Consider the following 13,071-nt stretch of genomic DNA (forward strand, 5'->3'; position numbering starts at 1 on the left):
GGAGAACCGAATGAAAATTGAACACGTGCAGGCGTTCATGTCCAGGGACAAGGATCGCCCACGCGTCCTCTTGTCCATCCGGACGGATGACGGGATCACCGGATGGGGCGAATGCTACAATCATGGCCCCGACAGGGCGCTCATTCCAATACTGGAGTATCTGTCGACGTTCATTGCCGGCCAAGATCCACGCCGCATCGAATATCTCATCCAACTGCTGATGCAGCAGTCACGCTTTCCGCCGGGCGCCTTGGGCTTGGCAGCGATTTCTGCCATCGACCATTGCCTTTGGGATATCTCCGCCAAGGCGCTAAACGTTCCAGTCTATATGCTGCTCGGCGGCAATGCGCGCGATCGTGTCAAGGTCTATGCCGGCGTTTATACGGCGCCCGATCCCAGCCAAGCCCGCGACGAAATGGCAGCCCTCAACGAAGGCTGGGGGTTTTCCGCCTTCAAGCTCAGCCCCTATCGCATCGACATCCATGCCAACCGCTGGGGCGAAGTCGTGCGAACAAGTGCCGAATATTTTCGCGAGCTTCGCGAAACGGTCGACAGCAGCTTCGAGATCGCTTTCGACGCCCATGCCAAGATATTCGAGCCGCGCCAGGCCGCCCAACTCGGCAATGCGCTGGCTCCCTACGACCCGCTGTTCTTCGAGGAGCCGATCCGGCCTGAGAATTTCGAAGCCTGGGGCGAACTGCATCGGGAGCTCAAATGCACGCTGGCAACGGGTGAATCCCTTTACAGCCGCTTTGAGTTCCTCCGCTTGCTGCAAGTGCGAGGCTGCGACATCATTCAACCTGACATTTGTGTCGTCGGCGGCCTCCTGGAGATGCGCAAGATTGCGGCCATCGCCGAGGCGCACTACGTGACCGTTGCGCCCCACAATCCGATGGGACCGCTGGCTACGGCGGTGAACCTGCACTTCAGCGCGTCTCAGCCGAACTTCCGCATTCTCGAATACCGCCTGCCGAACGAGATAGCCGCCGCAAACGGCACCAGGCTGCTGCGCGGCCAGACCATGGGCGACGCCCATTACGTGGTTGATCCCTATGTCCCCCAAAGCGGACACCTCGAGCTGCGGCCGGACCGCCCTGGCTGGGGTGTCGAAATCGACGAAGATTATCTGAAGACGGACCGTTACGTGCATTGGGAGCGCAAGGTCCCCAGCCGGCCGGATGGGTCGACAGCCTACATGTGACATAGCATTTGCGACCGATCTTCCGGGAGAGAAGATCGTCAACGCCCTTGATTGAGGCTGTTTGGGAGGGAACCACCATGACACCGAGCGAGCCCGTTCGAGCCGGCTACCAACGATTCATCGTCCTGGCACTGATTACCATCGTCCTCGCGCTGAGCACCGGCGACAGGGCGACGCTGTCTGTGGCCGGGCCAGGAATTGCGCGAGACCTGGGGATCACTCCTGTCAACATGGGCTGGCTGTTCTCGGCCTTCTCCTGGAGCTATTTCCTGTCGCAGGTACCATCCGGCTGGCTGGTCGACCGGACGGGGGCGAAGGCCGCGATTTTGGTGTCGCTGGCCGGGTGGTCTGCAACAGTGTTCCTGGTCAGCGGTGTCGGCTGGATCGCCTTTCCGGTTGTAGCCCTATTCATCCTGCGGCTGATCCTCGGACTGCTGGAAGGGCCGGTTGCACCCGCCTCGGCGCGCATCATAGCGGCTTGGTTTCCGTCGGATGAACGGGGCGTTGCCGGTGCCATCTTCAATTCGGCGCAATATCTCGCCTTGGCCGTCTTCACGCCGCTGATGGGTGCGCTCTATCACTATTTCGGCTGGGAATCGATCTTCTCCGTGATGGGTGGCCTCGGCCTGGTGCTTGCCGTTGTCTGGAGCCTGACCTATTTTGCGCCCAGCCAGCATCCGCGGGTCTCTGAAGCTGAACTCGACTATATCAAGTCCAGGGGCGCGTTGACCGATGTCGGCGCGAAGCCGGCAGCCGATGCGCCGCCGCCGATTGCGACCCGTCAGGCTATTAAGCAGATTTTGACGAACCGGATGCTTGTCGGGATCTTCTTGGCGCAATATTGCATCGCCTCCCTCTCGACATTCTTTATCTCCTGGTTTCCAAGCTACCTCGTCGAGGCACGGCATTTTTCGATGCTTCAGGCTGGGTTTGTCGCGTCCCTGCCGGCGATGTTCGGCTGTATCGGCGGGGTAACGACCGGCTTCTTTTCCGATTGGTTGCTTCGCCGGACGGGTTCGCTGAGCCTGGCCCGCAAGATACCGATCACACTTGGGCTCGGGCTGAGTGCGAGCATCATCCTCTGCAATTACACCGAGGTAAATTTCATCGTCGTGGCAATTATGTGCGCCGCGTTCTTCGGGAAAGGCTTTGGCGCGCTTGGTTGGACAGTTGTAGCAGACACGGCGCCGAAGGAAGCCATCGGACTGACCGGGGGTCTCTTCAATGCTGCGGGCAGTGTCGGCGGCATCATCACGCCCGTTGCTATCGGTTACATTATCCAGGGCACGGGCTCGTTTCACGGCGCCCTTCTCTATGTCGGACTGCATGTGATTTGTGCCGTGGTCAGTTACTGGCTGCTGGTTGGGCCGATTGAACGCTTCACGCTTTCGCCTGCGCCGACAATACCAACCGTGAGGAAAAGCCCGTCATTGCTCGATGTCGGTTAAAGCCTAGGATAATCATAGTGGCTGCCGTCTTTCCTTCCTTTCGTTGTCTCCGAACGACCCGTATGATTTGCTTGAGCCGAGTAACATCTTTGGCCAATAAGTTGACTGTCTAACCCTCCGATTCATAAGCTGCTACGCACTTTTGCGGAGCAACACCAATTTATGCAGAACTTGCGTAAGGGGTCGAACATCTTTTGCGGTTTCACGCCGACGGTTGAAGGCGTCGATGAAGCAACTAAACGCCGAGATCCAGTCGAGCTCCGCCATGGCGAAAGATGCAGAAGCTTTGCGCTAATTCTCATTGGCCTGACGAAGCGCACGGTTCTTAGTTCAAGAGCCTTCATCGTCTCGGCCACATCGCTCGGCAGGCCTGCTCGTTTGCCGCTGTCGACCTCGGTCTTCCTGACCCATTCGTGCTGCGTGGCTGGCGCGCAGCCAATCTTGGCACCGATAGGTAAAACGGCAGCCCAGCGGCATGGACGCTCGGCCTCGTGGTCTAGCACCATGCGTATGGCACGGTTGCGGCTTCGGGTGAAAACTTGTTCGTTGTCCTGCTCATGGTGGCTCCACTTCTCAGAAGTTGGAGCCTCCGGCACACCCTGGGCGGTTCAGTCAGGCTGTCCAAAATGACCGACTCGGCTACAATGGATCGGGTCGAGGTCGCAACATGCATAAAGTAGGAAAGCCTGAAGCAATCCTCGACACGTAAAAACTCTACTGACCCCGCCGTGCAATACCAAGGAGCCGCGCTGTGCCTGACCTATTTTCCCTAAAAGCGCGATTGCTTTCCAATCTTTCTAACGAGGTGCGACTGCGACTGCTCTATATGATTTTGGACAAAGAGGTGTCTGTTGGAGACATCGCACAATGCTTGGGAATAAGGCAATCCGCGTTGTCGCAACATTTGGCGAGGCTGCGAGGCGATAGGCTTGTCAGCACACGTAAGGTTGCGCAGACGGTGTATTACCGATGCGACAACCTGGGCGTACGACGCCTGCTGGAAACAGTAGGTGAAATTTATGAAACGAGAGCCGCTGCCGAGGCTGCATGAAGAACTGCTCATATTGGAACGTCCTACGCAGTTGTTAAGCCATAGCTCGTCCTTTAATTAGGCGTCAACTGCCGCCGCCAAGGCCATCTTTAACTCGCCAATTCCGAACGGCTTGCGCAACAGAGCGGTATGCGAGGGGTCGCCAAGCGCTGGCCCTTCATCCATGCCGGTGGCAAAGATAATTGCGACTGTCGGCCAGCGGCCTCTGATCTCGTGGCAGAAGGTTTTGCCGTCCATACCGGGAAGCCCAAGATCGGTCAGCACGATGTCCGGCTGGTTCTTGTCGAGCATGACCAGCGCCTCCTCGGCGGTCCCCACCTCGCTTACGGAGTGTCCTAGCTCCTCCAGCATGTCGACCGTCGCCAGCCGGATCAACGGCTCGTCCTCGACGACCAAGACTGAGAGCTTGACGGTGTCGGACACCGATGCGGCCGGGTCCGCCGACTGGGGGGCTTTGAGTTGTGCCGAAGCCATTGCGTTCTGACGGCTATTGTTGAGGACATGGCGGATTTTGTGTGCCAGTTGCTCGCGGCTGTAGGGCTTGGAGAGTAGCTGGACGCGCTCTACCGTCTCAACACTTCTTTCGGAGCTGAAAGATAGGGGAGTCGTTCTCGATCTCGATACCAAGAGCAACGGCTTCGGGCGTCCGTCGCAGTTACTCTCCTTAAATCCAGAAACTGGACGCTGTGCAGGGGTCCTCTTGGGATTGGGTGAAATCCGTATCGTCATCTGCGATCTAGCGCATTCTCTGCTTTCGGACGTTTGGTTCGAAATGCCGCGCGACTACGCGCCGGAGGCGGCGGCCAAGCAAATCGAGGCCAATCTAGCGCGAGAATGCGCCTCCCTCGGTTTTGCCATTCCAGACCTTCTTGGCGTCGGCCTGGCGATTTCAGCCCCCCTCAGCTATGACGGCCGGGTGCTCAATGGAGACGTCCTGCCGACCTGGGGCGGCGTCAATCTTGCGGCCTTGTTTTCGGATTATCTGGACTGTCCAATACACGCGGAAAACGAGAGCCACTGCGGCGCTTTGGCAGAAATGACATGGGGTGCCGCGATTGGCGAGAAAGACTTTGTCCTCTTCAAGTTCGACCTTGGCGTGGGTGGCGCGATCGTTCGAGATGGCGTGGTTCAGCGGGGCTTTACCGGTAGCGCGGCCGAATTTGGCCATCTCGTTCTGGATCCCAACGGCGCTCTTTGCCGCTGCGGAAATCGGGGCTGCCTTCAGACGTTTGTCGGCGGGTACCATCTTGTCCGGCACGCTGAAGAATTTGGTGGCCACCCCGTCACTATTGATCAGTTTGTCGAGCACGCAAGGGATGGCCGGCTTGGATACCGGCGCTTGATCGCCGATGCAGCGGACAAGGCTGGCTGGGGTATGGGTATCGCTGCCACCATCCTCAACCCTCCACTGTTCGTCATTGTCGGCAAGCTGGCCGCAATCGGCGAGGCTTTCCTGACGCCCATGGAACGCAGTTTTTTGCGCCATACCCTCCAGCCGCCGGACCAGCTGATTGAAACAACGAGACCCCGCTTCGTGGTTGGGAAGTTTCTCGGCAATGATGACACGGTCCTAGGCGCAGTGGCTCTTGTGCTGCATCAACACGGACGCGTCACCGGCTTTTCAGCACGGAATTAGATTTAACGGATCCAACGTGAGTATCGCCGCGCTTGATGGGATCTGAACCGCTGCCGATTTAACATACAAAATGAATTATTACTAATTTGTCGCGGAAGACATCGTAATTTTAGGAACCGTTAGCGATGCGGCGTTTCCGATATCTTTCGTAAGAAACCTCGCAATTTCGAAAGAAATACCTCGGGCTCGTTCAATTGGTCGCTGTCATGTGCCGCAACGTCAGTGCGTTGCAGATCCCGTCCCCTGCGTGCCAGAACCTCAAGACTGCTGACGAGCTCAGGTCTGAGCGCGATGACGTCACCGACGGCTTTTTTGTCGAGACGATAGGCTGTCACCGGTGTCAAAGCTTCGGCAGTGGCCGCGTAAGGCGTGCCGGTGATCATGCCGATGGCCCCAAGGCTTCCTCCCGGCCCGAGACGATGGATGACCTTGCGTACGGCCGTGGCACTGGCGGAGATTTCTACGGTACCGGAGGCAATGATAAAGAGGGCTTCTGGAGCTTCTCCCTCCTGTATCAGCTTGTCGCCCGTTGCATACCAGACTTCGCTCAAATGTTCCGAGAGAAGATTGCGGTCATCTGGCGCAAGGATGCCGAACCAATCCGACTCTTTGAGCAATATCGCCGGCGCCGGAACCTCCGCCCGGCTGACATTGGCGATCCCCGGCACGGCAAGCGATATGCCCGCATGCCGCAGGTGGTTTTGAATGTGCCCTAGCAGCTCCGTTCGCGCAGCGACGACCGCTTCGATGTTGGGGATCGAGAAGCCGATCTCATATTTGACACCGTCGCCGCTGACTTCCGTCCTGGCGATACTTGGCGCAGGTGCGTCGGACATCAGCATGCACGTCTTCACCGCGGCGGTGAGGACCGCCAGGCAGCGTTCGGGCAATTCGCCTGCTGCCAGCCGGACACTGACCGACATTGCGCGCGTCGGCGTGGGCAGGCTGTGATTGATCAGGCGCGATTTGGCCATGACGCTGTTGGGAACGATCGCGACATCGTGGTTGATCGTGGCGATGTGGGTGGACCGCCAATTGATCTGGATCACCCTCCCCTCGACCCCGCCCTCGACCCAGACAAGATCGCCGGCGCTGTAGGGCCTCTCGATGCCGACGGCGATACCAGAGAAGACGTCCGCCAGACTGCTCTGCAGCGCCAGACCGAGGACGATTGCGATGACGCCGGATGTCGCAAGAAGACCGCCGATAGGAACAGCAAAGACGAAATCGATGATGCCGAACAATGCCACCAGATGGATGACGGCGGCAATCAGATCCGAGACGATGCGGGTTTCCCGCGGCTTGGCCTCGAAGACCAGGAAGAGACGGGTGATGCCGATGGCGCCCTGGGCCGCGATAACCCACCAGCCGACTTCGATAACCTGCTCCCAAAGTCGTATGCCGGGAGGTTCCGCGACCAACTGCGGCGCAAAGGGGGAATCGAGAATGCGCTGCACGAGGATGGTAAGGAAGACGAAGACCGCCAATCGCCAGGCCGCCTTCACCCAGAGGGACCTGTCGACGATAAACCAGGGCACAATCATCGATGCAAGCAGGAGCAGGCTCGCAAGGATCAGGGCCGTCTCGTTGGACATTGTCATTCCGATCCTTCTGTCGCGGCGATGAGGTCTGCGCGGCACCTTTGCTGGCAAAGCTCGGGCCTGTCGAGTACCAACTGCTTATCCAGATTGCGAATACGACGCTAACTCGACCTCGGCTCAGCCGTGAGCGCAAGGGCGTCGGGCAATGTTTCGAGACGAATTCGTCTCGATCGATATCCGCAAGTTCCAATCGTCCAAAAAAGAGTCATCCCGTTCAAGACTATCCCGGGATGATGCCCCATTGGACACGGGTAGAAGTCTCGGGGCCGCGGTGGGGCGTGGATCCGAGCTTGGATCAATATCCACAAACCCATTTGCAGGCATCTCTTCCCAAATCGGCCGCGCGACCGAAGTTTTGCCTCCGAACACACCGAGCTTTCTATTTTCAATGCGCCGCACAGCGGAAGCCAAGCCAAAACCGAAAGGTATTCGACATGACCAAGAAGCTGGAAGTTTTGACACCACAGAACAGTCAGGTGATCTTCATCGATCAGCAGCCGCAGATGGCTTTCGGCGTTCAGTCAATCGACCGCCAGACCCTGAAAAACAATGTCGTAGGCCTCGCCAAGGCGGCAAAGATATTCACCGTTCCAACCACCATCACGACTGTGGAAACGGCATCTTTCTCCGGAAATACCTTCCCGGAACTGCTCGCGGTCTTCCCGGAGAACGACATCCTGGAACGCTCGTCGATGAACTCCTGGGACGATCAGAACGTCCGTGACGCGCTTGCCCGCAATGCCGGCAATGGTTGCAAGAAAGTGGTCGTCGCAGGTCTCTGGACAGAGGTGTGCAACACAACTTTTGCGCTTTCCTGCATACGTGACACGGACTACGAGATCTACATGGTCGCGGACGCGTCCGGTGGGACTTCGATCGACGCCCACAAATATGCCATGGACCGGATGATCCAGGTCGGCGTTGTCCCCGTGACCTGGCAGCAGGTACTGCTTGAATGGCAGCGCGACTGGGCCCGCAAGGAAACCTATGCTGCCGTCACTTCGCTAGCGAGAGAGCACTCGGGCGCCTATGGCATGGGCATCGATTACGCCGTCACCCATGTCCATGGCGGCGAAGAGCGCGTCATCCATGGCAAGCGCATCGGCCCAAACCCCGCCAATTGATCCGCGAACTGAAGCGTCTGCAGCGGATCGGATGTTTCGCCGCTGCGAGGTCACTTCTACACCATCGAGGAAGATCACCATGAAAGTCTATCTCCTGTCGCTCGGCGCCGGCCTCCTTGTCGGCATCGTCTACAGCCTGCTCAACGTCCGCTCGCCAGCGCCGCCTGTCGTGGCATTGATCGGGCTTCTCGGCATCCTGGTGGGTGAACAAATCGTCCCTCTCGCCAAGACGCTGATCGGCAATGAGCCGGCGGCGGTTTCGTGGATCAACCAGATCAAGCCACACATGTTCGGCCACATGCCCAAGGGCAAGGACACCAAGGATCTGGCCTCTGTCAGCCGAACTGCGGCCAAGTCCGACAGCTGAGTCTAGCTCCGGGGATGATGTCTCCCGCCGATCTCCGGAACTCTTGTTCACTCGCCATCCTTCCTTGCTCGAAGCCGGAGCCGTCATCATGCACGCCGACCTCATCCTTCACCATGGCCTGTTCACCACGCTCGATCGCACGAACCCGACCGCCAGCGCTGTTGCAATCAAGGACGGCAAATTTCTTGCCGTCGGTTCTGATGCCGAGGTCATTGTGCATGCCGGAACCGACACTAAGACCATCGATCTCAAGGGAAGGCGCGTGCTGCCGGGTTTGATCGACAACCACACCCACGTCATCCGAGGCGGCCTCAACTTCAACATGGAACTTCGCTGGGATGGTGTACGCTCGCTGGCGGACGCCATGGACATGTTGAGGCGACAGGTGGCAATCACGCCGGCACCGCAGTGGGTCCGTGTCGTCGGCGGCTTCACCGAACATCAGTTTGCTGAAAAACGGCTGCCGACGATCGAGGAGATCAACGCGATGGCGCCCGATACGCCGGTCTTCCTGCTGCATCTCTACGATCGCGCGCTGCTGAATGGTGCTGCGCTGCGAGCGGTCGGCTATACGAAAGACACGACCAATCCGCCAGGCGGCGAGATTACACGCGATGCCAAAGGCAATCCGACCGGCATGCTGCTGGCCAAGCCCAACGCCGGCATCCTCTATTCGACGCTTGGCAAGGGCCCCAAGCTGCCGTTCGAATATCAGGTCAACTCCACCCGGCACTTCACGCGAGAACTGAACCGGCTGGGCATCACGGGAGTGATTGATGCCGGAGGTGGGTTCCAAAACTATCCGGACGACTATGCCGTCGTCCAGAAGCTGTCCAACGAGAATCAACTGACCGTACGCCTCGCCTATAATCTGTTCACCCAGAAGCCCAAGCAGGAAAAGGAAGATTTTCTCAACTGGACGTCCTCGGTCAAATACAAGCAGGGCAACGACTATTTCCGCCACAACGGCGCCGGTGAGATGCTTGTGTTTTCAGCCGCCGACTTCGAAGACTTCCGCCAGCCACGGCCGGAAATGGCCCCTGAGATGGAGGGCGAACTAGAAGAGGTTGTTCGTGTCCTGGCCGAGAACCGCTGGCCGTGGCGTCTGCACGCAACCTATGACGAAACCATTTCTCGGGCACTGGATGTTTTCGAAAAGGTCAACAAGGATATTCCGCTCGAAGGACTGAACTGGTTCTTCGACCATGCCGAGACCATTTCCGACCGCTCGATCGATCGTATCGCGGCACTCGGCGGCGGTATCGCCACCCAGCATCGCATGGCCTACCAGGGCGAATATTTCGTCGAGCAACACGGTCATGGAGTGGCCGAGGCAACGCCACCAATCCGGCGCATGCTCGACAGTGGCGTTAACGTCTCCGCCGGCACCGACGCCACCCGCGTCGCCTCCTACAATCCCTGGGTTTCTCTGTCCTGGATGGTCACGGGCAAGACGGTTGGTGGCATGCAGTTGTATCCACGCGCCAGTTGCCTGGATCGTGACACTGCGCTGCGGATGTGGACCGAGAAGGTCACCTGGTTCTCCAACGAAGAAGGAAAGAAAGGCCGGATCGAAAAAGGCCAGTTCGCCGACCTTATCATTCCCGACAAGGATTTCTTTTCCTGCGCCGAAGATGAGATCTCCTTCCTGACGTCCGAGCTCACCATGGTTGGCGGCAAGATCGTCTATGGTGCCGGCATTTTTGCCAAGCTCGACGAGAGCGATATCCCACCCGCCATGCCGGACTGGTCACCGGTGCGCAAGTTCGGCGGTTACGCGGCCTGGGGCGAGCCCGAGGGTGCGGGCCGCCATTCGCTGCGCCGAACCGCCATCGCCTCTTGCGCCTGCGCCAGCGATTGCGGTGTCCATGGCCATGATCATGCCGGCGCATGGACGTCAAAGCTGCCTATCGCCGACCTGAAGGGTTTCTTCGGCGCACTTGGCTGCTCGTGCTGGGCCGTATGAGGTAGACGATCATGACATCACCACTCCGCTTCAGAAATCGCTTCAGCGCCCTGGTCTCGTCGCCTGCAGTTCAAGTCCTTGCACTTATTGGTTTGTGCGCGGCCTATATCCAAGGTCCGCTGACAAAGATTTTTGATTTCCAAAGCGCGATTGCCGAAATGCAGCATTTCGGTCTTAAGCCCGCACCGGTTTTTGCGATCGTTGTCATTGTGTTCGAACTGACCTCTTCGGCAATGATCCTTTCCGGTTTTTTGCGCTGGATTGGTGCCTTCGCACTGGCGGCCTTCACGCTGCTTGCAACCTTTGTCGCGCTTCGCTTCTGGGAATTGCCACCGGGCATGGATCGGATGATGGCCGCAAACGCATTTTTCGAGCATCTCGGCCTCGCCGGCGCTTTCGTCATCGTTGCAGCAGCCGATCTTGCGGGGAACACAAAGAGATAATCAGGAAGGTCAAGCCGCGATTGTTTCACAAATGGCAATTCAATCGAGATTATTATTGCAATAGCGCTGCCGCGTGGATTGCCTCAGTATCGCTGCAAGACAACCAATAACAGAGGTGCTCCGATGACCGAAAGAGATTTTCAGATAACGCGGCGCGACACGCTCGTTGCAGCTGCTGTTCTGACCGCCAGCATGACACTGTCCGCCCGTCCCTCAGCTGCCAAGACATCATCCATCAAGCTGACCCCAACAGGAGATAACACCATGGGTTTCGTTAAAACCGCAGACGGCACTGAAATTTTTTACAAGGACTGGGGCTCGAAGGATGCTCAGCCAATCATGTTCCACCACGGCTGGCCACTTTCTTCCGACGACTGGGATGCACAGATGCTCTATTTCCTTTCCAAGGGCTATCGTGTCGTCGCCCATGACCGTCGCGGCCACGGCCGGTCGGCGCAGGTCTCGGAAGGTCATGATATGGACCATTATGCTTCCGACGCCTTTGCGGTCGTCGAGCATTTGAACCTGAAGAACGTCGTTCACATTGGCCATTCGACGGGCGGCGGCGAAGTCGCTCGTTACGTCGCAAAGCATGGCCTGCCTGCCGGCCGCGTAGCAAAAGCGGTTCTGGTTTCCGCCGTTCCGCCGCTGATGCTGAAGACGAAGTCGAACCCAGGCGGTCTTCCGATAGAAGTGTTCGACGGCATCCGCAAAGCTGTTGCCGAAAACCGCGCGCAATTGTTCCTCGATTTCCCGACAGGCCCTTTCTACGGCTTCAATCGTCCAGATGCCAAGGTTTACCCCGGCGTCATACAGAATTGGTGGCGGCAGGGCATGATGGGGAGCGCCAAGGCCCATTACGAGGGCATCAAGGCCTTCTCGGAAACCGATCAGACTGAAGACCTGAAGGCGATCACAGTCCCCGTTCTTGTCATGCACGGTGACGATGACCAGGTCGTACCGATTGACGATGCCGCCAAGTTGTCGGTCAAGCTGGTCAAGGATGGTACCCTCAAGGTCTATGCAGGCTATCCGCACGGGATGCTGACGACCCATGCGGACGTGCTCAATGCGGATCTGCTTGCCTTCATCCAGTCTTAGGCTTTCTGGAAGGACGCGGCTTTAGTCGCCGCGTCCACCTTCAGCGATGAATTCGAGAAGCTCGGTCGGACCGATCGCTCTAGTCGGGAGGTTCTTCGATTTCTTCGCCGAATCCGAGATCGGCAAGCAGTGCCCGGAAGGGCTCAACGGAAGTGGGCGACCGTTGAAACTGCCGCTTCCGCCTCCCCCCAAAAACCGAAATCAACAGGACGGAAAATGTCGATCATAACCCCTGCACTACGATTATTGGCGGCCGGTGGTCTTTCGGTCATGCTGACGTCCCATTCAGCGAATTCTGCCGAGACAAACAAGAGCCTTGCCGTCGGTGCGCAATACGACACAACGCATGTTTATGTCCCGGTGGTCGATGTCGATGCTTTTGCAGCCAGTTTCATCGCAACATTCGGTGGCACGTCCACAAAGCAGATTGTCGCCACGGTAACGCCAACGCCAAGCAGCACGACCTCGCAGCTGATCCAGACGCCCGCAGGCACGGTCTCTCTGTTCGGCTTCAAGACTCCGATCCCCTTTCCCTTCGGGAACGAACGGACGGGATATCTTGTATCGGATATGGACCGCGCAATCCGCGACGCCCGCAACGCCGGGGCCTCCGTTATCGTCGATGCCTTTCCCGATCCGATCGGCCGTGATGCTGTCATCCAATGGCCAGGTGGCGTCAACATGCAGCTTTACTGGCACATGAAGGCCCCTGACTACCCGAAGTTCGACACGGTTCCAGAAAACAAGGTCTATGTGTCGAAGGATACCGTCAGCACATTCATTCGTGATTTCCTGGCCTTCTCGCGCGGCAGGATCGTTTCCGACGACAAGACCGCACCCGGTATCGAGATCGGACGTCCAAACGACACCTATCGCCGCGTTCGGATAACATCTGATTTTGGAAGAATGTCACTCTTGGTAACCGATGGCCACCTGCCGTACCCTTATGGCTACGAGACGACCGGCTACGAGGTGATGGACCTGGATGCCACCGTCGCCAAGGCGACGGCATCGGGCGCCAAAATACTGGTTCAGCGCTACACGTCGGACAAGCGCCAGGCAGTTATAGTCCAGTTCCCAGGTGGATATATTGCCGAAATCCACGCGCCGCTCGTCTCGCAATGATCGGCGGC

The 13,071-nt window shown here is 58.1% G+C and carries 12 protein-coding genes and 1 pseudogene; 10 read left to right on the forward strand and 3 right to left on the reverse strand.

Annotated elements, in window-relative coordinates; translation table 11 throughout:
* Positions 1-10: 10 nt before the first annotated feature.
* Positions 11-1,201 carry a mandelate racemase/muconate lactonizing enzyme family protein gene (locus PR017_RS18580; protein WP_111222254.1) on the forward strand — a complete coding sequence of 397 codons (1,191 nt, stop codon included), beginning with the start codon at positions 11-13 and terminating at the stop codon, positions 1,199-1,201.
* Between the two features lie 77 nt (positions 1,202-1,278).
* Positions 1,279-2,649, forward strand: coding sequence for an MFS transporter (locus PR017_RS18585; protein WP_111222255.1), 1,371 nt, complete (start codon positions 1,279-1,281; stop codon positions 2,647-2,649).
* A 253-nt stretch (positions 2,650-2,902) separates the two neighbouring features.
* Here the strand turns inward: PR017_RS18585 and PR017_RS18590 are convergent.
* Positions 2,903-3,208: pseudogene (locus tag PR017_RS18590) on the reverse strand (transposase); the annotation flags it as partial.
* 267 nt (positions 3,209-3,475) lie between these two features.
* Here PR017_RS18590 and PR017_RS18595 point away from each other — a divergent pair.
* Positions 3,476-3,700 (forward strand): ArsR/SmtB family transcription factor, encoded by a 225-nt coding sequence (locus PR017_RS18595; protein ID WP_111222256.1) that lies wholly within the window; start codon positions 3,476-3,478, stop codon positions 3,698-3,700.
* Between the two features lie 57 nt (positions 3,701-3,757).
* Here the strand turns inward: PR017_RS18595 and PR017_RS18600 are convergent, their stop codons facing one another.
* Positions 3,758-4,174, reverse strand: a complete 417-nt coding sequence (locus PR017_RS18600; protein ID WP_161959383.1) for a response regulator transcription factor — start codon at positions 4,172-4,174, stop codon at positions 3,758-3,760.
* 67 nt (positions 4,175-4,241) lie between these two features.
* On the opposite strand from PR017_RS18600, the gene PR017_RS18605 reads away from it, so the two are divergent.
* The gene (locus PR017_RS18605) at positions 4,242-5,336 is read left to right on the forward strand and encodes an ROK family protein (RefSeq protein ID WP_111222318.1); all 1,095 of its coding nucleotides are present in this window, start codon (positions 4,242-4,244) and stop codon (positions 5,334-5,336) included.
* 119 nt (positions 5,337-5,455) lie between these two features.
* Here PR017_RS18605 and PR017_RS18610 read toward each other — a convergent pair whose 3' ends face one another.
* The gene (locus PR017_RS18610) at positions 5,456-6,937 is read right to left on the reverse strand and encodes a mechanosensitive ion channel family protein (RefSeq protein WP_111222258.1); all 1,482 of its coding nucleotides are present in this window, start codon (positions 6,935-6,937) and stop codon (positions 5,456-5,458) included.
* Between the two features lie 434 nt (positions 6,938-7,371).
* On the opposite strand from PR017_RS18610, the gene PR017_RS18615 reads away from it, so the two are divergent.
* The 6 genes from PR017_RS18615 to PR017_RS18640 all read left to right on the forward strand — a co-directional run bounded on the left by PR017_RS18615 (position 7,372) and on the right by PR017_RS18640 (position 13,063).
* Positions 7,372-8,061, forward strand: a complete 690-nt coding sequence (locus tag PR017_RS18615) for a hydrolase (RefSeq protein ID WP_111222259.1) — start codon at positions 7,372-7,374, stop codon at positions 8,059-8,061.
* Positions 8,062-8,140: 79 nt separating this feature from the next.
* A complete protein-coding gene (locus tag PR017_RS18620; RefSeq protein ID WP_111222260.1) occupies positions 8,141-8,428 on the forward strand; it encodes a XapX domain-containing protein in 288 nt (95 codons plus the stop codon).
* Positions 8,429-8,516: 88 nt separating this feature from the next.
* The gene (locus tag PR017_RS18625; protein WP_111222319.1) at positions 8,517-10,394 is read left to right on the forward strand and encodes an amidohydrolase; all 1,878 of its coding nucleotides are present in this window, start codon (positions 8,517-8,519) and stop codon (positions 10,392-10,394) included.
* A gap of 11 nt (positions 10,395-10,405) precedes the next feature.
* Positions 10,406-10,837: a DoxX family protein gene (locus PR017_RS18630; protein ID WP_111222261.1), complete on the forward strand. Its 432-nt coding sequence runs from the start codon at positions 10,406-10,408 to the stop codon at positions 10,835-10,837.
* A 264-nt stretch (positions 10,838-11,101) separates the two neighbouring features.
* A complete protein-coding gene (locus PR017_RS18635) occupies positions 11,102-11,938 on the forward strand; it encodes an alpha/beta fold hydrolase (protein ID WP_341798961.1) in 837 nt (278 codons plus the stop codon).
* 270 nt (positions 11,939-12,208) lie between these two features.
* The gene (locus PR017_RS18640) at positions 12,209-13,063 is read left to right on the forward strand and encodes a glyoxalase (protein ID WP_240539145.1); all 855 of its coding nucleotides are present in this window, start codon (positions 12,209-12,211) and stop codon (positions 13,061-13,063) included.
* The last annotated feature ends 8 nt before the right edge of the window (positions 13,064-13,071 follow it).

Source organism: Rhizobium tumorigenes, assembly GCF_003240565.2.
Taxonomy (GTDB): domain Bacteria; phylum Pseudomonadota; class Alphaproteobacteria; order Rhizobiales; family Rhizobiaceae; genus Rhizobium; species Rhizobium tumorigenes.